The 21,097-nt window shown below is 57.2% G+C and carries 14 protein-coding genes and 2 pseudogenes; 8 read left to right on the top strand and 8 right to left on the bottom strand.

The window, feature by feature from the left end; translation table 11 throughout:
- Window positions 1-275: 275 nt before the first annotated feature.
- The 3 genes and pseudogenes from ACGRVM_RS00080 to ACGRVM_RS00070 form a co-directional block, all read right to left on the bottom strand.
- Window positions 276-818: a GNAT family N-acetyltransferase gene (locus tag ACGRVM_RS00080; RefSeq protein ID WP_377169945.1), complete on the bottom strand. Its 543-nt coding sequence runs from the start codon at window positions 816-818 to the stop codon at window positions 276-278.
- A gap of 146 nt (window positions 819-964) precedes the next feature.
- Window positions 965-1,852 carry an alpha-1,2-fucosyltransferase gene (locus ACGRVM_RS00075; protein WP_377169947.1) on the bottom strand — a complete coding sequence of 296 codons (888 nt, stop codon included), beginning with the start codon at window positions 1,850-1,852 and terminating at the stop codon, window positions 965-967.
- Window positions 1,853-2,228: 376 nt separating this feature from the next.
- A pseudogene (locus ACGRVM_RS00070) lies at window positions 2,229-3,461 on the bottom strand (IS3 family transposase).
- Between the two features lie 862 nt (window positions 3,462-4,323).
- On the opposite strand from ACGRVM_RS00070, the gene ACGRVM_RS00065 reads away from it, so the two are divergent.
- The 3 genes from ACGRVM_RS00065 to ACGRVM_RS00055 all read left to right on the top strand — a co-directional run bounded on the left by ACGRVM_RS00065 (window position 4,324) and on the right by ACGRVM_RS00055 (window position 8,323).
- A complete protein-coding gene (locus ACGRVM_RS00065; protein ID WP_377169949.1) occupies window positions 4,324-4,806 on the top strand; it encodes a hypothetical protein in 483 nt (160 codons plus the stop codon).
- A 122-nt stretch (window positions 4,807-4,928) separates the two neighbouring features.
- Window positions 4,929-6,374 (top strand): site-specific integrase, encoded by a 1,446-nt coding sequence (locus ACGRVM_RS00060; RefSeq protein ID WP_377169951.1) that lies wholly within the window; start codon window positions 4,929-4,931, stop codon window positions 6,372-6,374.
- A gap of 200 nt (window positions 6,375-6,574) precedes the next feature.
- Window positions 6,575-8,323, top strand: a complete 1,749-nt coding sequence (locus tag ACGRVM_RS00055) for an ATP-dependent nuclease (protein ID WP_377169953.1) — start codon at window positions 6,575-6,577, stop codon at window positions 8,321-8,323.
- Window positions 8,324-8,525: 202 nt separating this feature from the next.
- Here ACGRVM_RS00055 and ACGRVM_RS00050 read toward each other — a convergent pair.
- The 3 genes and pseudogenes from ACGRVM_RS00050 to ACGRVM_RS00040 form a co-directional block, all read right to left on the bottom strand.
- Window positions 8,526-8,720, bottom strand: a pseudogene (locus tag ACGRVM_RS00050) (integrase); the annotation flags it as partial.
- A gap of 35 nt (window positions 8,721-8,755) precedes the next feature.
- Window positions 8,756-10,258 (bottom strand): M81 family metallopeptidase, encoded by a 1,503-nt coding sequence (locus tag ACGRVM_RS00045; RefSeq protein ID WP_377169955.1) that lies wholly within the window; start codon window positions 10,256-10,258, stop codon window positions 8,756-8,758.
- A gap of 102 nt (window positions 10,259-10,360) precedes the next feature.
- A complete protein-coding gene (locus tag ACGRVM_RS00040) occupies window positions 10,361-11,962 on the bottom strand; it encodes an ABC transporter substrate-binding protein (RefSeq protein WP_377169957.1) in 1,602 nt (533 codons plus the stop codon).
- A 133-nt stretch (window positions 11,963-12,095) separates the two neighbouring features.
- Between ACGRVM_RS00040 and ACGRVM_RS00035 the strand changes: the two genes are divergently transcribed.
- On the top strand, window positions 12,096-12,857 hold the full coding sequence (locus tag ACGRVM_RS00035) for a helix-turn-helix domain-containing protein (protein WP_377169960.1): 762 nt from the start codon (window positions 12,096-12,098) through the stop codon (window positions 12,855-12,857).
- Window positions 12,858-13,155: 298 nt separating this feature from the next.
- Here ACGRVM_RS00035 and ACGRVM_RS00030 read toward each other — a convergent pair whose 3' ends face one another.
- Window positions 13,156-13,431: a GlsB/YeaQ/YmgE family stress response membrane protein gene (locus ACGRVM_RS00030; protein WP_377169962.1), complete on the bottom strand. Its 276-nt coding sequence runs from the start codon at window positions 13,429-13,431 to the stop codon at window positions 13,156-13,158.
- A 293-nt stretch (window positions 13,432-13,724) separates the two neighbouring features.
- On the opposite strand from ACGRVM_RS00030, the gene ACGRVM_RS00025 reads away from it, so the two are divergent.
- The 4 genes from ACGRVM_RS00025 to ACGRVM_RS00010 all read left to right on the top strand — a co-directional run bounded on the left by ACGRVM_RS00025 (window position 13,725) and on the right by ACGRVM_RS00010 (window position 20,593).
- Window positions 13,725-14,612 carry a tyrosine-type recombinase/integrase gene (locus ACGRVM_RS00025; protein WP_377169964.1) on the top strand — a complete coding sequence of 296 codons (888 nt, stop codon included), beginning with the start codon at window positions 13,725-13,727 and terminating at the stop codon, window positions 14,610-14,612.
- A 12-nt stretch (window positions 14,613-14,624) separates the two neighbouring features.
- Window positions 14,625-15,824 (top strand): IS91 family transposase, encoded by a 1,200-nt coding sequence (locus ACGRVM_RS00020; protein ID WP_377169966.1) that lies wholly within the window; start codon window positions 14,625-14,627, stop codon window positions 15,822-15,824.
- Window positions 15,825-16,427: 603 nt separating this feature from the next.
- A complete protein-coding gene (locus ACGRVM_RS00015) occupies window positions 16,428-18,227 on the top strand; it encodes a DUF262 domain-containing protein (RefSeq protein ID WP_394624008.1) in 1,800 nt (599 codons plus the stop codon).
- Window positions 18,224-20,593 carry a DUF262 domain-containing protein gene (locus ACGRVM_RS00010; RefSeq protein WP_377169970.1) on the top strand — a complete coding sequence of 790 codons (2,370 nt, stop codon included), beginning with the start codon at window positions 18,224-18,226 and terminating at the stop codon, window positions 20,591-20,593. The genes ACGRVM_RS00015 and ACGRVM_RS00010 overlap by 4 nt, the downstream gene beginning before the upstream one ends.
- 143 nt (window positions 20,594-20,736) lie before the next feature.
- Here ACGRVM_RS00010 and ACGRVM_RS00005 read toward each other — a convergent pair.
- Window positions 20,737-21,097 (bottom strand): tyrosine-type recombinase/integrase (locus tag ACGRVM_RS00005; protein ID WP_394624007.1); only part of this gene is annotated, 361 nt, incomplete at its 5' end.

The following is a 21,097-nucleotide window of genomic DNA, read 5'->3' as shown; positions in this document are numbered from 1 at the left end:
CAAGACCTCGGATACGATCTGCTTTGTGACCAAGGATCTATCCAGTTGCGGTCACATTGGCAAGCTCAGCATCTCTTGTGCTAGGCGGCGGGCAATTGGGAAGGCCTCCACCTCGGAGCTTAGATGGTGACCTAATGTGATCAACTCCCAAAACCGTGATGTCCATCAGATGCTCCTCTCTCCACCCATACTCGCAAGAGTAGCTGCGGTTTGGCGGGAAGGTAGTTCATCCCATTAGGTTACATTGGGAGCAGAAACTCGTGCCATTGATAGGGTCATTCCTTGAGAAGTTGCAAATAGCAGGGGCGGGTCTCTTGAAAAATTCTGCGCGGATAGTCAAAGAAGATGTCTTGCTCGGTCCTATTGGTCTCGATCATGCCGAGGCGGCGATAGAATGCCTCAGCGTGGCGGTTGCCCACCCGGACATCAACCTTGGCCACCCAGAGGTTCAGATGATCGAAGCCAATGCCAAATGACAAGACGACACTTTCCAACGCGGCTTTCCGCGGTTTGTTAGCGTCGAGTATCCAGCTACCCCAGGTGAACTGATCTTTTTCGATGTCATACAGGCGTACTAACCCGCAGCGAGTGCCGTCGTGACGTTCGATCACGTAATAAAACTGGCGGCACTCTGCCTCTTGGGTTTTGTAGCCTTCGATCCACAGTCGCTGATCCTCGACCGTACCCGTTACTGGAGACAGGTGCTGACTGTAGCGTGGGTCCTTGCGCAGCGCGTATACATAAGACGCATCATCTGGCGTGATCAGTCTAAGTCTCAGGTTGGGCCCAGTGACTTGGGCAACAGGCGATTTGGTCATGATACCCTTAGAGCATGTGGTGGTGCCGCGGTCGCGGGCGCCACAATTTATGTTTCCGGGGCGTTGCGCCAGCGATGACTCCGTCCCAAATGAGGTCCCTTGCGGCACGTTCGGCGCTGCCAAGCCTCCTTGAACGGGCGAAACTCTCAAGAGCTAGGGAAATTTTCAAGCTTCTGGAAGCCCGGGTAGTCATGCGCGGTGTCGCTACCGGCCAGTTCCGGCCCGCGTGTCTGGTCTGGCAGCCAGCGTTTTGGGACGATCACGATCTTGTCGTCGTTGTCGTTGAGCAGGCCACCCCAGTACCCGAAGCTGGAATTAGAGCTCACTTGGTGATCGCATTGCGAGATCAGTAGAAGATCCAAGTGTCCGGCTTCGATATCGTTCACATCGACGCAGCGCCAATCGATGTATGGCGGCTGTTTCGGTGCAAGGTGACTTCGCACCCAGTCGATGTCGTCAGAAAAGAAGAAGACCTTCGCCTTATCCTGCCCCGATGCAGATACGATTTGTTCGATGGCGGTTCTATAGTAGTCCTCGCCAAGCATCGCCATTCCAAGCCCTACGTAATCCCCTCGACGTACATGAACCGCGATAGACAGAGGCGACTGATTAATGTCTGTCAGCACATCCCGGTTGGCCTCGTCTAACTCAAGATCTTTGAAGCGCAGTTCGGAAAGCACCTTATCCTCGACGTCGACTAAGTACTTCCAGTTCTCTGCGTATCCATCGAAATACAGAGGTTTAGGGTTATCAAAGATGGCAGGGTCGTACCAGTAAGGTTTTGGATTGCTGTAGTAGAAGTGCCGCTTGTAGAAATCGATCTCGTCCTTCGTGGCAGACTCCATTTCAATATTCGGGAACAGTGTAGTCAGGGTGAACAGACGGCTGCCCTTCTTGTCGCAATCCATTCCGTTGGTTTCGAACCACGTCAGATCATATTTTACGCCCATACCGAAGGCCTTCCGGAAACACTCGCCCAATACGTATTTCGTGATCGCCGAGCAGAGCCCGCCATCAACCATGACGATGACCATCGGATCTTCCCCGCGCGCACGCAGAATGTCTTCTCCCCTCTGGCGAAGAGAGTGGCTCTTTCGTTGAGCCATCAACGAACGGAAAGACTTACGAAGACTACGAAGCGACATGTCGACACAGATATCCCATGAACTCGCCATAGTAAAACGGCAGTTTCGCCGTTCCTCAGGCTGTCTTCAATGTCTTTCGCGACGATAGGATAGGTACTCCGGTGTCTTTGAAATCGAACTGCACTCATTTTGCGACCATCCTGAGGTCGCTCCGTGCCAGCCCTGATCTGCCCTCCAAGGTTGGCCCACCCGAAGGCACGAATTTCCGGCTTCTGGTCCGACCCCGACCTTTCTTTCGCCCTTGGCGAGAGTTTTCCGGCTCCGATCAGGGTGACAGGCTGGTAATGACTCCCGATTTCATCAGCGTGATCGGGGCTTTGTTGCCGATCGCGCTGTGCGGCCGTTTCTCATTGTGGTGTCTGCGCCAAGTCTCCAACCTTTCGGCCGCATCTGCGAGCGTCAGGAACCAGTGGCGTTCAGGCACTCGGCACGGAACCGGCCATTGAACGCTTCGATGAACGCATTGTCTGTCGGCTTTTCCGTACGTGAGAAGTCGAGCTTGACACCACGCTTACAGGCCCAGAGGTGCATGTCGCAGCAGAAGAAGTCGCTTCCTTGATCGACCCGGATCGTCTTGGGATAGCCCGATCATTCGGCACAGCCGGTCCAGCGTCGCCAGGACATCCTCACCGCGATAGCTGAACCGCGCGTCGAGCACCGGAACATGTGCGAGAACCTGTCCACGATCGTCAGCACCCGAAGCTTTTTGCCAGTCGCCAGTTGGTCATGGACAAAATCCCTTCCAGCAGATTTCGCTTGCGCAACCGCCTATCGGGCAGCGTATCGCCCAGACATCGTTCAGCCCAACGGCTTCGGCAGGGTCATCGCGCAGCTTGGCCTTCACCCGCCGTTTCGGCGTCTTGTTCCTCAACTGCATGCCCAACTCCCTGTAAATGCGATAGACTTTCTCGATGTTGATGCCCAGCCCTCGCGATCCAAGAGCACGTGGACCCGGCGACAGCCGTAGCGCAAACGTATCTCGCACATCTCCTTGATCCGCTTTTCCACGACAGCCTGATCGGCGCCGCGGGATTTGCAGTGGAGCGTCGAGCGATCAAATCCGATGACGCCACACGCCGTCCGGATCGAGACCGCTCAATCGCTGCACATCCCGCGCACCAGTTCGCGCATCCGATCCGCTGCCCGGCAGGGCATGCTTGCATGCCCGAGAGAAGGGTTTCAGATCTTTCGCCGAATGACATCCTGCAACATCTCGCGGTCCAAGATCAGATCGGCCGCGATCTTCTTCAACCGGCCATTCTCATCCTCGAGCTGCTTCAGCCGCTTCATCTCGGTCGGCAAAAGGCCGGCATACTTCTTCTTCCAGTTGAAGTAGGTCGCCTGACCACCTCTCGGCGATTGCTTTGCAATCACCTTCCGGTCAACGGATCCCGGCCTTACGGCAGATCTTAGAAACCGGCGTGCCTTCCTCGCCATGCTTGATGATGAACCCTTTCTGCGCGTCCGAACTGAAGGACCGCGTAGCGAAAACTTCGATGCCTTCATATCAGTCCACTCCTCTCCCAGCCGGGAAATCGTAGCGGAAAACTCCAGCTTCACACGGTCCGGTTTGCGGGGATCAGATCACTGCCAGTCGACCATATGATGCCCTCCCGGAAGCGGCGCGCGTGCATCTCGCTCGGCATCCGCTTCCAAATGTCAGGGACCGACGTCAGTTCAGTGATCATCGGGGCTCTCCGCTCGTCCCGCCAATCGAGTGATGTGGCCCGGCGGGTGCTCAGCGAAGCAGAAATCTGAAAGTCGCGCAAAATCCGGCGAGACGGTGGAAAATCTAAGCCATATCAGCACCTTACGCCATTAGTGCTTTTTCTAGTGGATAGGCGGGAAACGGTTTGAGACGTCACGACATCGCAAGACGCAAGGATAACACCCCTCCGGCGGGAGTAGTGTCAATACCGTTTCTTTGTTTCAAAACCGGTGCTTGCTCGATAATGCATTTTTCGCATCTACCGACTGATCCACCTTTAGAACATTAAAATTTGAACAAAATCTGGATGCGCTGCACGGCTTCTCCCCTCAGCCCTATTCGGCTCATGTCTGTTTGAAAAGGTATCTCGGATGGCTGCAAGCGACCAGCCCCTCGGCTTGCAATTCGCCGTCTGACACAGCCTCGGTCGGTCGCATCATATTGGATATGTCTGCAGACGGGACGCCAAGGTCTTCGGAATGCCGGGGCAGCATAAAGCCGCCCTCAAACGAGCTGATGCAGAATGATCGCGTTGCGGATCCACCCATGGCAACTGCCGTGACCGAGAACGCAATGCACCAGCGTAGGCAATTTACCTTGCTTTAAGCTCGCCGCCCCACCTCACCCGCAGATCCAAGCGAGAGGTGTGGCGATGTCAGACGCTGATGAAAGCAATTTTGGACGCCAATTCCGAGAGCGACAGCAGCGAGAGATTGCGAGACTTGCGCTCGCAGGGTTAAAGCGCCCGGCCTATTCTGGAGTGCTGCTCGATGTGCCAAACCGAAAGCATTCCACGTGGAAAGGCGATCTGCTGCTCGACGGTTACAACCGCCATCTGACGATCACGGTCTGCCGGATGCGCGACAAGAGGCCGACGGGTGAGATGCGTTTCCAGAATTGGGGACGCATCACCGGATTGTGGCCGTTTTTTCAGCGACGAGACTTCGAGTTGATCGCCGCTGATGACCACGTGTCAGATCCTCGTCTGAAAGCCCGAATTGACCTCCAGGTCGCTGTTCTGAACATCAGCATCTTTTTCTGCGCAGGCGTAAATGGCGACAAGCTCAAGATCGCATTGCTCGAGGTTCTGCGAGCGTCACTCGCCGGGCCAGATAGCCATCCTCACCCTTCGTGACAGGGTGATCACTACGTCCCGGGCCCATCACTTGCCCCAGCATTCGTTCGCAGACGGCATAGGGATCCAACCTGTTGTGAACCTTGGGGCTTGCCACACAGTAAATTCAAGAAGAAATCCTCATGAAGATCGATGAATTCCAGCATTCCAGTCCAAGCGACCTCTTTCTCAGAGGCTTGGAAGGAGACCAGTCCGTCCATGAGGCTGGCCTCATACCCTTTCAAACCAGCATTCAATCTTTCGATCTCGCATCAAGCGCGAGTGTGGCGTTCAGTCCCGAAGACCTGATCGAAACTGGAACCTGGGAAAAATATGAACGCCGTGTCGCCGCCCTAGGCAGAGCTCATCCGAGAGGAGATCCGTTTGCGGGCTTCCTCTCACGCCTCGCTGTGGACGGCTGGTCAACCCGAAATGCCAGGCAAGCCGACCGGTCCGCCCTCGTGCGCATCGCGGCGCGCATCGTCCTCGATCTGATGCCAATCTACTGGCGACAGGTGTTGTCCAAGATGGAGGCCTGGACGGAGCGCGAGGCACTTCTGGACGACCTGCGCCCCAAGCTGTCTGCGTCGGTCAGGCAGCAGATGAAGGATGCGAGACGGCCCCTCACCGCAGAGGAAGGCGATGAGCTCAAGGCTGCTGCATGGTTTCTCATTCAGGTTCCGCCGGATCCCTTCCACAGCAAGGCGCGCGAGAGAGAGTCAAAACACGGCCCGTCCGGCAATCGGCGCCGCCAGGATCGTTCGGCGCAGACACCGCTCACTGCCCTAAATCGACATGCACGCAGAAAGCGGACCGATGTTCCAGACTATGACTGGCGCAGTCACTTCTGGACAACGGCGGTCTTGAGAGATCCGCATCTCGATCCGACAAGACGGGCTATTCTGGCGACGATGATCGCGACGGGGGCGCGGCCTGCAGAGTTTTCGGACGATCTAGGCGTGAATGTCCGGCTGGTCTCGGAGGGCGGCCGGGATCGACTGCTATTCGAGATCCATGGCGCGAAAACAACGGACCAGGTTCACGAAGGGCTGCCGGGGAAGGGCCAATCAATTCGGACCCTCGAGCTGGAATGTAAGACACCCGAGACGAGATGGCTTCGGGACAGGTTGGCCGATCAACGATTTCTTCGGCTTGAGCTCTCCAGCCCTGTCCATGCCACTACCGGAATTCCGCTTCACAGATCCGAGCGTCATCGCCGGGTGTCTGTCAGTCTGGGGAAGCTCGTGACCAGGCTCGGGAAAATCGCGTTTCCAAGGCTCAGGCATAACCTGACACCCTATGTTTTCCGGCATGCCTTGGGCGCAGACATGAAAGCGTCGGACCGGTTTGAGCCCGAAGCCATCGCGAAGGCGCTGGGGCATCAGAGCGCGCGGACGCAGTCGTCTTACGGCCTCACAAGCGGGGCGCGTAATCTTTCCCTCAAGCGGGTCGAAAGCATTGTCCGGATATCGGCCGCCAGTTTAGTGAGATCACGTGAACAGCATGGGCCGAGACCTGACTACCTTTCTGAGTTATGCCATTACGGGAAACAGCGCGGCTTCGGACGGAAAGCAGGCATTCGCTACTGACGCTAGCTGAAATGTATCCATGGAAGAAAGCGGCCATTCGCGACCGCGCTTTTTTACGCCGAACGATTGTAAGGTCATCGCCGCAAAAGTTGGGGACCATCCTTTACAAGCTTTCTCAGTGAAGGAATGCCCTATTTTGGCTCCACTTCAGACATGGCACCGCCAGATATAGAGACCTGCAGGTCTTCCTATACAACTTGATGTGCCATACACTGCTTTTAAACCAAGCTGCCCGCATGAGGTCCCATGGAACCCGGTATCGTTATCACGAAGCTCATTTTTCGGATAAGTCTGAATTGCCGTTGAAACCGGGTTCAATCACCGTCATCACAGGGCCAAACAATGCAGGCAAGAGTACAAGTCTGCGGGATATTGATAAGCATTTCTCTTCAGGCAGAGGCCGGGCAGGCTATACTGGTCGGGTAGTGCGGCAGGTAGAGACTGAGTTGGTCGGATCGGCCAGCGATTTTTTCGAGTTCTTTGAAGCGTTGAATTATTACGACAAAGAAGAGGACAGATACCGTTTCGACCATGGTTACTCGAAGAACGGCTACAAGACTTCCACTCTTCGCAAGGCAATTACAAACAACAACTTACCAAATCCGGTGGAAGCTACGTTTTCGAAGTTCCTACCTGCCAGTGAGCGATTGAGCGGCACGGGATACAATGACTCTGTGAATCACGCGGTAAATCAGATTTTCAGTAACGAACCCAAAGAGATTGCTCTTAGCGATATTTTTCGCAGGTCGTTCGGTATCGATCTGATTTTGGACCGAACAAGAAAGGAAGGTGTATTCTACATCGCGGAACGCAGTGACCTTCCTTCACACGAAGAACGTCTGACACCAGAGTTTCGAAAATGGATGGAAAAGCAAGCCACCCTCCGGTCTCAGGGCGATGGAATGCGCAGCTTTGCCAGGGTGCTCATAGAAATATTTGTCCGGAGACTTAGCATTCTGGCAATTGACGAACCTGAACTGTTCCTGCATCCGCCTCAGATCAGGCAACTTGCTGCCGCGTTAGTTCGTGAGCGACCCGTGCATTCGCAGGTGTTTGTTGCAACCCATAGTGACGAGTTCGTCAAAGGCATACTCGATACTCAGCCAGACGATATCAACTTTATTCGATTAACTCGTTCAAAGGAGGGGGCGTCTGTCAAGTATCTAAGGCATGACGACGTTGCCACACTTTGGTCAGACCCGCTACTAAGAACATCCAATGCCCTATCTTCGCTATTTCACCAGTTCACAATAGTCTGTGAGGGCGAAACCGACGCTCGTTTCTTACGCTGGGCGCTTGATGATGAGATGAGCGATGACCTTTCCATCGACTACTTCATCACCCATTGCGGCGGTAAGCAGAAGATTCATGGGATCGTCAAAGCAATTTCGGCTATTGGTGCAAACGTTTTCTCGGTTTGTGACATCGATGTTCTGAACGACAAAGTGAGTTTTCAGCGGCTCTTTGAAGCTCATGGAGGCGACTATTCAAAGGTTGCACAGGATCACAAGCTGATCCTTACAAGAGTGTCCGAGCGGAAGTCAGAAATTTCTCCACATTATTTTTGGTCAGAGATAGAAAGGCTGAAAGCGGCGACTGGGCAATCTGAGAATATCAAGAAAGACACTACGGACCAAATTGCGACTCTGATCCGGCGTTCTTCTCCTTGGGGACGAATAAAGGAAGACGGCAAACGGGCGTTTGTCGACGCTGAGTCAATACGCGCGTTTGACAGGATTCGAAAAGCAGCCGCCTCATATGGTCTCTTCATTAACCCGGAAGGCGAACTAGAGAGCCTTTGCAGAACGATATCTCGGGCGAACAAAGCCAATTGGCTCACAGAAGTTTTGCAACTTGACTACAAGAAGGCTGCCGATCTTGTCGGCGCAAGGGAGTTGGTCAAGGAAGTCTCAAATTACATGAGGGCCAATGCAGATAAAGTCTTTTGATGGCTTCAATCGAGCGGGGATAGCCGGTTCCTTACTACCTTACACTTTGTTAGCAAAGTAGCTGTGACTCCGACTTTGCTAGCGCCAAAGTCGACCCAAGCGGAACTGATCATTTTTTGTCCGCAAAGCGGGTAGCGACCGCAGCATCTTGACCGGTCGATGAACGTCAGCAAAGGGCCGTCCGTGATGACGGCCCAGTCGATTAGATTTCGACAGCTTCGGCGATAGCCAGCGCATCTTCAAGTTCAACGCCGAGGTATCGGACGGTGCTGCCCCTTTTGGTGTGCCCCAGCAGAACTTGGACCCCCCGCAGGTTGCCGGCCTTTTGGTAAATCTGCGTGATCTTTATGCATCGCACCGAATGCGTGCCGTATTTGCTGGCTTCCAAGCCAATGGATGGCTGATCATAAAGCCAAATGGCCGGGCATCGTTTCAGACTAACGATTTTTGTGCAGCATTCTCATCCAGCAACATATCGGCAGGGTCATCGACAAACGGCCACAGCCCAGCACCACCTCGGCGATAATCGAAATTCCGGAAATCCGGCGAGGCGCCGCCGGGCGTCGCCACCTGTATAACGCGCGAGGCGATCGCGCGGAACGGAGCGTAGAAGTGGAAGGTGGATTTGACTGCCACAAGCCGTTTCTCGGCCAGGCGGATGCCCATCTGCTCGAAGGCTTCGGGGTGATAGACCTGCGTGCGCAGATCGTTGATCACAAGATCGGTATCCTCGCCGATGCGCAGCCAGACCATGCAGCCCAGCGGCTCGAGGCCCGGGCCGAGATGCTGTCCCAGCCCCGAGGCGATGCGCATGACACGCGCCTCGATATCGATCGGATTGCCAGAAAAGGGGCTGGTCTTGCCTCCGACGCGCAGGGATAGCGTCGCGTCCTCCCCCGCGTCGCGGCAGATGCGCACCACCATCGGATCCCAGATCAGCCCGAGCGCGACGCCGGGCAGACCGCGCTCCAGCATCTCGCGCAGCATGAAGGTAGCGTCTCCGGGGGCGCCCGCACCCGAGTTGTCGCCCATGTCGGCAAGCACGACCGGACCATTGGCGCCCTCGCGCAACGCGGACTCAAGCGCCTCGTCCAAGGAGGGATAATCCTTCGTCAGCGCTTGCCGTCGCTCGTAGAAGCTGCGACCGAAAGCCTCGGCGGTCTGCCGCGCCAACCCTGCATCGCCATCCGCGATCACAAGAACGCGCGCGCCGAGATCTGCCACGTCAGCCCAGGCAAAGCCATGCGCGAGCGATACCGACAGGATGCCGGGCGTTTCCTCCAGCGCGTGCATCTCCTGCACGATTCGGGCCATCTCGCCCTCCTTGGTCATGTAGAGGCCCAGCATCCGGCAGTCGAAGACGGACATGACCGGGGTGATTTCGCCCGCCAGCATGCGTCGCGCCATGTCGAAAAGCTCTTCGGCGCGGGGGGTGGCGTCGTCATGCGGATATTCCTTGAACGTAATGACTAGGTCCGCCGCCTCGCACATCCGGGCGGTCAGGTGGCAGTGCAGATCCAGCGCAACGCCGATCACGGCACCCGGGCAGCGCGCGCGGACGGCGGCGAGGATGTCGCCCTCGCAATCTTCGACCCCCTCGGCCACCATCGCGCCATGCAGTTGCAGAAGGATGACGTCCGCGCCGTCTGCGCCGTCCAGATCCGACAGGATCTCGCCGCGCAGCGCCTCATAGGTGGGCGCGGTGGTCAGGCCCGCAGGCTCGGCAATCGCGGCCAAGCTTTCGGTCACCTCCCAGCCCTCGGCCTCGGCTCGGCTACGCCAGACATGCAGCGCCTCGGTCATCAGGTTGGGCGCCTCCTGCGTCGCGGTGCCGTGGCGCAGGTAGAACTCCTCGAAGCCCGACATGGCCGTCGGCATGGAGCAAAAAGTATTGGTCTCGGTCGAGAGGGTCGCCATGAACAATCGCATCGTCATTCCCGCGTCTTGCAAGTTCTTGGCCTGCCGCACGCGGCGGCATGAGGCCGTGTAGAGGCCCCGGGGCTGATCCGGAGCCTTCGTTGCTTAAATCGTAGAATCCTAGTCGGCCTTCCACCAGCGTTCCATGAAGCGCGAGCCGTCGAGGTCGAGATTGGAGGCGAAAGCCTCTGGCGTGCCGACGCTGTCCGCGGTGGCAAAGACGTAGGAGGCGAACATCGGGATCGCCACGCCGCCTTGATTGGCGACGATCTCCTGCATCTCGAAATACATCTCGCGCCGCTTGGTCTCGTCCAGTTCGGCGCGGGCCGCGACCAGAAGCGCATCGAACGCCTCGTTTGACCAGAAGGATTCGTTCCACGACACGCCCGACTTGTAGGCCAGCGAGAACATCAGATCTTCGACCGGGCGGCCCGCCATGTAGCTCGCGCACCACGGGCGCTTCTGCCACACGTCGCTCCAATAGCCGTCGTTCGGCGCGCGCTCGACATCGACGGTGATACCGCACTTTGCGGCCGAGTTCTGGATCAGAAGGCAGGCATCGACCGCCCCCGGAAAGGCCGCATCCGATGTGGTCAGCGGCACGCTCAGATCGCTGATGCCAGCCTTGTCGAGGTAGAATTTGGCCTTGTCGGGATCGAAAGTCTTTTGCTCCATCTGGTCATTGTAGAACCGCTGGTTCGGGCCGATGGGATGATCATTGCCGACCGCGCCGTAGCCGAAGAGCACCTTCTCGACCATCTCCTCGCGGTTCATCGCCCATTTCAGCGCCTGGCGCACATTGTTGTCGTCAAAGGGCGCGATATTGGTCAGCATCGGGAAAGTGTAATGCTGGGTGCCTGCGACGGAGTGCAGCGTCACGCCTGGCTTGCGGGCCATGAGGTTGGCGGTTTTGAGATCGACCTTATCGACGAGATCCACATCACCCGAAGCGGCAGCAGTCATGCGCGCGTTCGTGTCGAGCAGCGCCAGGAGACGCCACTGATCGACATGCCCAACTTGGTCGTTCCAATGGTTCTCGAAGCGCGACAGCTCGGCCGAGACGCCCGGCTTGAAACTGTCGAGGCGGTAAGGCCCGGTGCCGATGCCCGCTTTCCAATCGATGCCGCCATCGACGGCTGGGAGGATGGGAAAGTGGTAGTCGCTGAGAACTGCCGGGAAATCGGCATTGCCGCCGGACAGCTTGAAGACGACCGTGCGTGGTCCCTCAGCGGTAATCTCCGCAACGTCAGAAACCAGCGGCGCCGCCGCCGAATTCGATCCCTCACCGCGGTGATAATTGATCGAGGCGATCACATCCTCGGCGGTGACCGGCTGGCCGTTATGGAACTCCAGCCCCTCGCGCAATGTGAAGGTCCAGACCGATGCACCGTCCGATGCCTCCCAGCTCTCTGCTAGCGAGGGCTGCACGGCGCTGTTCGCGTCTATCTCGGTCAGGTAGCCGTGCATCCCGAAGGCGAGCGGAATGAGAAAACCCGCCTCGAACCGGCCCGGATCGAGCGTGTCGGTGGTGGCGCCATGGCCAAGGCCTGCGGTCAGCATACCGCCCTTCTTCGGCGTCGCGGCATCCGCGCGATCCGCAAGGCTACCCGCCGCCGTCAGGCCGATCCCGGTGGCAAGCGCGCCCCGCATGAATTGGCGGCGACCGATGGCACCCCGGCGCAGGCGCGCCTCAAGCAGCTTCAGATGGTCTTTCTGGTCCATGTCGTGTCCTCCATGTGGCTGGTCGTCCCGAACATCGACGAGAATCGTTGCAACGAACAATTGCGCGACCTTAAGCTAAATTGCGCGAGTATAAGCGTATGATGACCAGGGCAGCAAAATAAGGAGCGACGCCATGAGCAGCGAGCTCGAGAAGAACCTCCAATTTCTCTGCGCCGAAAAACCGTCGGTCGCCCAAGTGTGCCGAGAAATCGGCATCAACCATCAGCAGTTCAGCAAATATCTGAGCGGGAGATCACGACCGTCCGCCCACAACCTGCGCCGCATCTCCAGATATTTCGGTTTGCCTGACACGGTGCTTTGCGGCTCACACGAGGCGCTGCTCAAGATCTATCTCAAGAAGACCCGATCACTGACCGAGCGCCGCCGCGATCCGTTGGCGACCGCCTTTCCCGGCGATCTGGCGGCGCTCAGGCCGCATCTGGGTGCCTACCAGGTGCATTTCACCTCGACCGCCGCGCCGGGCTCGATCTTCGTGAATGCCGTCTTTCTGGACGAGGTCGAAGGCACGGTGCGCTCGCGCCTGATCGAGGTGCTGCCCGAGGCTCCGGGTCGCCCGCGCCGCTGGACACGCTGCGATGGAAAGGTTGGCTACCAGAACGGCCGGATCTTCGTGATCGACAATGAAACCACCGATAATGGCTCCCTCACCATGACGATCCTCGTGCCGCCCCACCGTCAAAATAAGCGGTACCTCTTTGGCAAGACGCTCTTTCTCGCCTCGGTCCCTCTGCGCGCGCCGACGAGTTCAGATGTCGTCTGGAAAAAGGTGGAGGCTTACCAGTCCGTGCGGGAGATCATCTCCTCCTGCGGGGCATTTGAGAGGAATTCACGAAAATTAGATCCGCTAGTGCGGGGCCAACTAGCATCAGAGTAATCCTCCAATGTTTGAGATTGAAGGTGAGGCCGACTTCAGGCGATTTCGGCGGGAAGCCATCGTTCGTTGCGACGGCAAATCAAACTGGCGGTCGGACCGACATCGGTCGTTGACCAAAATGGCAGCGCACTTATCACGAATATGAGTCGGGCGGATTTGGGGTCTGCGGAATCCACGCTTCCTTATGGAACATTGAACACAGGGCCGCTGCCTCTTTCCACGGTCGGATGCTTTTGGAATGAGGTTCCAGCGCCTCACCAAATGTCGCGCCGGGGGCTCAAGTTAGAGAGTAAGCGCGCTACCCCCTCCCGAAGATTGCCCAGACAAGCGCGAGGACTACGAGCGCGCCCGCAGCCGAAACGAGCACCAAGAGGATCACCCCTCCAGCTGCGAGAACACCGATGCCTAGCGCTGCCAAAAGGAAGGGAGTCGCGATGGCTGCCACCACGCCGACGACGAGGTAGAGCGGCTTGTGCCGACCCGCTATTTTTCCTGCAAGATAGCCGGCGCCTAAGCCAATCAAGATCAGAAGAATGAGCGCAACCGCTCCAATCGCGTCAAGTAATGCTTCCATTTCCACGTCTCCTTTGCCTTACATACGATTTGGCGACTTTGCCTGCTGGTGCAGCCGTCATCGATAGCCCACCGTAGATCGAATTTGGTCGGGAGCGGAACGACTTTGCTGCGGATGGCGTGCCGGAACCTAGCCAGCGAGTTTTTCAACAGAACGGGCGGGAGGACTAAGCCGCTCCGCGGCATTGGTGTTCTTGTCTGATGGTGTGAATTTCCCCCAATGATGCGTATTTTGTGATCTTCCTGACCTGCCTGACGATTGGGGCCTTCTCAATCGATAGACAGGAGGCTTCCATGACAGAGGAAAGAGTAACACCGCTGCGTCAGCGGATGATCGAGGATATGAACATTCGGGGTTTGGCCGAGAAGACCCAGAAAGCTCATATCCGCAACGTGAAGCATTTCGCGGCGTTTCTCGGGCGGCCACCTGACACGGCCACGCCAGAGGAATTACGCTCGTATCAGCTCAAGATGACCGAGGACGGGGTGTCGGCCAGCACGTTCAATGTGCGTATTATCTCGCTTCGCTTCTTTTTCGGCACCACCTGCGGACGCGAAGACATGAAGCGGTTCATGCAGTTTCACCGCAAGCCCCGCAAATTACCCATCGTCCTAAGCGTCGAGGAGGTGGCCGATCTGTTGGCCGCCGTTCCCGGGCCCGGGCTCAAGTATCGCGCTGCTCTCGGCATCAGCTACGGCGCAGGGCTGCGCGCCTCGGAGGTATGCCATCTCAAGGTCACCGACATCGACAGCGATCGGATGCTGATCCACGTTGATGACGGCAAGGGCGGGCGAGATCGCAAGGCAATGCTGTCGCCCAACCTGCTTGCGTTGTTGCGCGAGTATTGGCGCGAGTCCCGCCCGGAGGGCTGGCTGTTTTCAGGCAAGCCCAAGATCAACCCGCTGTCGCCGCGGCAATTGAATCGGGCGTTCACCTCGGCAAAACACATGGCGGGTATCAAGAAGGCCGCAACGCTGCACACGCTCCGCCACAGCTTTGCGACGCATCTTCTGGAGGCGAACACAGATGTCCGGGTCATCCAGGTTTTGCTCGGGCATGCCAAGCTGACCACGACGGCGCGCTATGCCCATGTGGCCACCAAGACGATCCGTAGCACGGTCAGCCCCTATGAGCAGATCAAATTGCTGCAAGACGAGACCCTCCGACGAGGGTTGGCATAACGCTCGGGGGCCGTGGCTCGGCCCAAGCTGGAGATCGCTGACATCTTTCGCGCTCATGGCCCTGCATGGCGGCGGGCCAATGCAGGGCATGTCAGCCTGTCCCAGCTCAAGGTAATGTCGGCGATCGAGGCCTGCCGGACCGAGGCGCTCGGCGGGCATGTGGCGGGCTGCACCAAATGCGGCCACCACCACATCGCCTACAATTCCTGCAAGAACCGGCACTGCCCGAAGTGTCAGGGGCCAGCGGCACGCGACTGGATGGAGGCCCGCGCCGAAGACTTGCTGCCCATTGAATACTTCCATGTCGTCTTCACGCTGCCAGCAGAGATTGCCCGGGTCGCCTATTGGAACAAGCGGGCGGTCTACGGCCTGCTGTTCAAATCTTCGGCGCAAACGGTGATGACCATCGCCGCCGATCCCAAGCGCATGGGCGCGCGGGTCGGCATGACCAGCGTGTTGCACACCTGGGGATCGGCGCTGACGCACCACCCGCATGTCCACATGATCGTTCCCGGTGGCGGCCTGTCGCCGGGCGGGAGCCGCTGGATCGCCTGCCGCCCTGGCTTCTTCCTGCATGTGCGGGTGCTGTCCCGCCTGTTCCGGCGCCTGTTTCTGGATGGGCTAATGGACCTGCACCGCGCGGGCAAACTCACCTTCTTCGGTAATCTCGAAGGGCTGGCTGAAGCAGATACATTCGCTTCTTGGCTCGCCCCGTTCCGCAAATCCGAATGGGTGGTCTACGCCAAACCGCCCTTCGGTGGCCCCGAGGCGGTGCTGGCCTACCTGAGCCGCTATACCCACCGGGTGGCGATCTCGAACGCCCGCCTGGTCAGCGCTGATGCCGATATCGTGGCCTTCCGCTGGAAGGATTACCGCATAAAGCGCGGGGATCGCCAGAGGGTGATGCGGCTGGCCACCCCCGAGTTTATCCGCCGCTTTCTCATCCACGTCCTCCCGAACGGCTTCCACCGTATCCGGCACTACGGCCTGCTGGCCAGTTCGACCCGCAAGGCCAACCTTCCGAAGATCCGCGCCTTGCTCTGCCTACAACGCCCAGAAGACACCGTTGCGCCAAGTGCCGAGGCGGACGCCGCTCCGCTCACCCTGCGCGAGCCATGCCCCTGCTGTGGCGGCCCCATGCGCATCATCGAGATCTTCCGGCGCGGGCAGAAACCGATGTCGCGCGCCCCACCCAGGGAGCAAGCCGCATGATAAATCTCCTGTCATCGATCCTCTTTTACAGAATGGCACCGGCTGCTCCCTGCAAACCCGGCCAGACTGGATTGTGCCTGCCGTCACCGGCCAGGCCGCTTGGGTGCATTCGCCCCCAATCCCTCCGTGCTGTTGGAGCAATCAGAGGGCGGATCGGTCGCCAGCCACGCTATCAGCCGCAACCAGATCCAATGGTTGCCCCAAGCGTCCGGGCACTTTCCCCATAAGCTGATCCCAGCCCCCCGCGGCTTCCTCCTTCCGAGGTTTGTCGACGCGGGCCGCCACCGCAGGATGGCCACCGGTGCGCCGAGGCCCGCATCGAAAAACCTTCAGGGAAGCGGAAGTTCGCCGCTCAAGTCACGAACGTCCCCAATGCGCCGTGAGCAGACGCACATCACGTTTGTTAACCCCTTTCGGCTGCCCGGCGACTGAGGCAAGGAACGACGCTCAAGCCAGAATGTCTCAGGGGAAAGCACTGGTCCGCACTATTTTTTTGCGGAGTATTGAGTAATCAGACTGACAAGGTGCAGAAATGCAGTTGGCCCTTATGTGCAAGCACGTTTTCATCATTGATGATTAGCGTGCAATTTGAGCGGAGAATCCATGGAATCTGAAAGTGCATCCATTGAGTTGAGATCAATAAATAGGCTGCTCATTGATGAAGACGGCTCCCTTGCACGGTACTGGATCCCCGCATACCAGCGCGGATATCGCTGGGACCGGCTACAGGTTACCCAACTCCTTGATGACATCTGGGACTTCATTCAATCCAGCGAGGAGAAACGCCGAACCTCCTTTTACTGCCTGCAGCCATTAGTTGTACGTAAGCTGGAAGACGGGGGATACGAGGTCGTCGATGGGCAGCAGCGGTTGACAACCATCTTCATCCTGCTCTCCCACCAAAATGAAATCCTCACACTCCTCGGCAAACAACGCTTTTCCATCGACTACGAGACGCGTGACCGCGCTTTTCTTGATGAAATCGATCTCGACCGATCCAACGAGAACGTAGATTTTTACCACATTTGCCAGGCTTGGCGAGCGATTGAGGAATGGCTTGCCGGCCGCGACCGAATGCATGCGCTAAAGCTTCTGCAGCATCTGCTCAATGACGATGAGGCCGGTCGGAACGTGAAGGTAATCTGGTACGAGCTGGCACCCAATGACGATCCGGTTGCAGCTTTCACCCGACTGAACATAGGGAAGATACCACTTACAGAGGCTGAACTGGTCCGTGCCTTGTTCCTGCGCCGCGCGTCCCAAGACGATACTACCGGCAATCTTTCGTTACGAATTGCTTACGAATGGGATCAGATCGAAAAACGGCTGCAGGATAACTCAGTCTGGTACTTCCTGCAGAACGCCGACCTCGATGACGCAAACCGGATCGGCCTTGTCTTTCGGCTCGCGGCAAGGATGGAAGGCCATGCGTTGAACGGAGAAGACTACGCGGTATTTTCCCATTTTTCAGACCTTTTGAGCGTCGGACAAAGTGCCGAGATCGAATGGCGCAAGGTGAAGGATATCTTCATGGCGCTGGAGGAATGGTACGAAGACCGATACCTCTTCCACGTCCTTGGGTTTGTTCTCAATCAGACCGGTGGTGGGCTCTCCACGATTACCGAACTGCTTGCTGACAGCCAAGCCATTAGCAAACACGATTTTTCCCAAGGTCTTCGCAATCGGGTCTATCGGATGGTGCTCGGAAGTGATCTGTCGGCGGCTTCCCCAGATGAACTTTCGGAAGAGATCACCAATCTCTGCCGTACAGTCGACTACGCAAATGCACCCAAGGTGCGGAGCCTGCTTCTTTTGTTCAATTTGGCAACCCTGCTTGAGGATCCGCGATCAAACATCCGGTTCCAGTTCGATAGTTTCAAGAGAGAGTCTTGGGATATCGAGCACATACGCTCAGTGAGCGACGAACGACCTTCACGCCCCCGAGAGCAGGACGAATGGCTGCGCCACTGCTTGATGTTCCTGAGCACTGCCAAGGAAGAAGACGAGCAAGCGCTTGCTGAAAGCATTGAAGCCTACCTCGACCCAGATTCTGAGCCAGGCAGCCGGGCGAGCTTCGAGGAAATCGACGGCAAGATTCTGTCATTCTTCAACGAGGCGACGGACGGCCCTGATCACGACCTCGCAAACCTGACACTGCTGGATTCGCGGACCAACCGCGGCTATCGAAATGCGGTCTTTGCGATAAAGCGCAGCGTTTTGTTGGAAAACGACAGGTCCGGAATTTTTGTCCCTCTCTGCACTCGTAACGTCTTCCTTAAATGCTACAGCCGCACGGTTGGCAACGTCATGTTTTGGACCGACCAGGACGGACAAGACTACCTAGATGCGATCAGTCGAACGCTGACGCGATTCTTCCTCGGGCAAGCAGGGGCAAGCCGATGACTTCGCGAACCACCTTCGACAAGCTGATCGAACGTCACGGCCGTGTTGAGATCCCGGTTATTCAGCGAGACTATGCGCAAGGGCGGGCGGACCAGCACATCGTCCGAGACGACTTCCTCAAATCCCTTCACGACGCGCTGTGCCTGCCTAGAGAAGACCCAACACTGCCCCTCGATCTCGACTTCGTCTACGGGAGCATCGTGAACGGGTCCTTTCAGCCGCTCGATGGTCAACAGCGCCTCACCACGTTATTTCTGCTGCACTGGTATCTCGCTTGGGTCGACGGCTCCAGCGAAGATCTCCGCACTCGGATCGTCACATCGGGACGGTCCCGCTTCAGCTACGAAGTGCGTCCCAGTAGTCGGGATTTCATCAACGCGTTTGCTAACTATATACCGGTTATATCGGCCGGGGAATGCGAAGATATTGCAGGGATGATAACTGACCAGCCTTGGTACTTTCGCAGCTGGCGGTTCGATCCAACGATTCGTGCAGCACTATCAATGTTGGACAGGATGCACGAAGTCTTCCGGAAAACGTCAGGCCTTTATGCCCGGTTGATCGACGAAACGGCTCCCGCAATCACATTCCAACTTCTTGATCTTGAGCATTTTGACCTTTCGGATGATTTGTACATCAAGATGAATGCGCGCGGGAAACCGCTAACTCCATTCGAGACATTCAAGGCGCGTTTCGAGAGGCATCTGGAAAACCAGTTCAAGGATGCTCCGCCGGATCTCTGCAATGGGACGCCACTTGCAGACTTTTTCTCTCATCGGATTGATACTCGCTGGTCCGATTTTTTCTGGCCGTTCCGTGATAAGAAAACTGCCACCTTCGACGACGCCATGATGAACCTGCTGCGGGCAGTGATCATGGTGACGAGGGATCCCGAAGCTGCTGCAACCTCGCTGGATCTGGCCGACATTCGCTCCATGGCGCGAGCCAGCAGCTATACGTGGTTTCACGACAGGGGTTGGCTGGATCAGGAAATGGTCCTGGCGCTGATCACGCTCCTGGAGCGGTGGAGTGCGGGGGCCGAAACGTTCTGCCGCTATCTTCCCGACACGCGGCATCTCGATGAACAGGCCCTTTTTCAGGACATACTCACCAAACCGACCAGCCTTACCTTCCAACAGCTTGCTCAGCTTGCCGGTTATGCCCAGTTCCTCGTGCATTCGCCCGGAGAGATTGATTCCAATGCTTTTGATGCATGGATGCGGGTCGTCTCCAACCTCGCAACCAATACCGATTACAATCGCCCCGAAGACCTGCGTCGGAGCTTTGCTGGTCTCCGGGACCTCACGCCGTGGATGAACGATATCCTCAACCACCTCGCCAGTTCGGACGGCGACGTGAGAGGTTTCTCCCGCGAGCAGGTCGCAGAGGAGCGGATCAAAGCTCATCTCATCGGTTTCGGCGACGGCTGGCCGGAACGGCTCGACCGGGCAGAGCGGCATACCTATTTTCGAGGGCAGATTGGGTTCTTGCTACGCTGCTGTGGCTTGAAGCTTGGTGAGGTAGATGCCGAGATCGAGCGTCTCGATGCAGCTACCGCAAACGAACTAGTGGAACCGTTCGAGCATTATCTCGCATGCGCCTCACAGATGTTCGACGACCTTGTGAAACACCCGAAGGGATCTGGGCGGCTCTGGGAGAGCGCACTTCTCGCGGTTGGAGATTTCCTGCCGAATGTCGGCAGAAATCGATCGTTGCTGAACACTTCATCTGATGAGGCTTGGGGTTGGAAGAGACTCCTTCGCAATGCAGCTGCAGGTGGTCGGTCAAGCCAGGTTCTAAAGGACCTCTGGGACCAACTTGAGGACCCGGGCTCATATGCCGCTGACCTTGGCGGCGTCCTCGAGTCTGCATCGGAAATCGATCCGTGGCGTGAGGCGATCCTCGCAACGCCCTCGGTGTACGACTACGGCACATACAGAATGATGCGCTTCTCAGAGGATGGGGGCATTTACCTTCTTAGAAAGACGCAGATGAACGGACGACATGCGGAACTGTTTACCTATTGCCTGTACGACAGCCTCGCGTCTGACATGAAGCCAGACGGCTTTTCGACGAGTTATTATGAGGCTACGTCCACGGATGATGAGCCTGGCCTCTGCTTCACAAGAGACTTCAAGGGCGCGGAAATTACTTTCTACCTCACGCTGTATCAGGCACCCAATCAATACCAATTCTACTTAGCAGAACCCATGACGGAAGAAGGTGACCTACAAGAAGCTCTTGCGGAATTTGGATTTGAAGAGGATGAAGATGGCTACTGGACGATGTTTGGGGAGCTGAAACAACTGAGGCCTCGAGTTGAAGAATTGGCCGAAGCACTTAAAGAAAAAGACCAAAAGGTATGACCTTCCGTGAGAAGGACAAAAAAATGTGCGGCTTTTGTGCCGAGTCTCCTGCGGATAGCACGTAAAAGCGGGCTAGGAGCGGTCATCCGCTGCGCGGGGAACGAACGGCAGCTCCGGGCCGTCCGTGTAGACGGCCCAGTCGTTTAGATTTCGATAGCTTCGGCGATAGCCAGCGCATCTTCAAGTTCAACGCCGAGGTATCTGACAGTGCTGTCCATCTTTGTATGCCCCAACAGAAGTTGGACCGCCCGCAGGTTGCCAGTCTTCTTGTAAATCTGCGTGACCTTTGTGCGCCGCATCGAATGCGTGCCGTATGCGCTGGCTTCCAAGCCAATGGATTTCACCCATTGTCGCACAATCCGCGCGTACTGGCGGGTCGAGATATGGAGCCGTTCGTGAAAACGCCCAGGCCAAAGGTGTTCAGATCCGATCATGAGCGGCTCCCGCATCCACCGTGCCAGTGATGCACGGGTGCCTTCAGAGATTTCAAAGCGCACAGGCTTC

This window comes from Roseovarius aquimarinus, from assembly GCF_043661195.1.
Lineage (GTDB): Bacteria > Pseudomonadota > Alphaproteobacteria > Rhodobacterales > Rhodobacteraceae > Roseovarius > Roseovarius aquimarinus.
This window is presented reverse-complemented; position numbering and strand designations above follow the sequence as displayed.

What these genes read in the sequence shown, in the direction of transcription:
- ACGRVM_RS00080 (WP_377169945.1), bottom strand. Translation starts at nt 818, where the DNA reads ATGACCAAATCGCCTGTTGCCCAAGTCACTGGGCCCAACCTGAGACTT.
- ACGRVM_RS00075 (WP_377169947.1), bottom strand. Translation starts at nt 1,852, where the DNA reads ATGGTCATCGTCATGGTTGATGGCGGGCTCTGCTCGGCGATCACGAAA.
- ACGRVM_RS00065 (WP_377169949.1), top strand. Translation starts at nt 4,324, where the DNA reads ATGTCAGACGCTGATGAAAGCAATTTTGGACGCCAATTCCGAGAGCGA.
- ACGRVM_RS00060 (WP_377169951.1), top strand. Translation starts at nt 4,929, where the DNA reads ATGAAGATCGATGAATTCCAGCATTCCAGTCCAAGCGACCTCTTTCTC.
- ACGRVM_RS00055 (WP_377169953.1), top strand. Translation starts at nt 6,575, where the DNA reads ATGTGCCATACACTGCTTTTAAACCAAGCTGCCCGCATGAGGTCCCAT.
- ACGRVM_RS00045 (WP_377169955.1), bottom strand. Translation starts at nt 10,258, where the DNA reads ATGACGATGCGATTGTTCATGGCGACCCTCTCGACCGAGACCAATACT.
- ACGRVM_RS00040 (WP_377169957.1), bottom strand. Translation starts at nt 11,962, where the DNA reads ATGGACCAGAAAGACCATCTGAAGCTGCTTGAGGCGCGCCTGCGCCGG.
- ACGRVM_RS00035 (WP_377169960.1), top strand. Translation starts at nt 12,096, where the DNA reads ATGAGCAGCGAGCTCGAGAAGAACCTCCAATTTCTCTGCGCCGAAAAA.
- ACGRVM_RS00030 (WP_377169962.1), bottom strand. Translation starts at nt 13,431, where the DNA reads ATGGAAGCATTACTTGACGCGATTGGAGCGGTTGCGCTCATTCTTCTG.
- ACGRVM_RS00025 (WP_377169964.1), top strand. Translation starts at nt 13,725, where the DNA reads ATGACAGAGGAAAGAGTAACACCGCTGCGTCAGCGGATGATCGAGGAT.
- ACGRVM_RS00015 (WP_394624008.1), top strand. Translation starts at nt 16,428, where the DNA reads ATGGAATCTGAAAGTGCATCCATTGAGTTGAGATCAATAAATAGGCTG.
- ACGRVM_RS00010 (WP_377169970.1), top strand. Translation starts at nt 18,224, where the DNA reads ATGACTTCGCGAACCACCTTCGACAAGCTGATCGAACGTCACGGCCGT.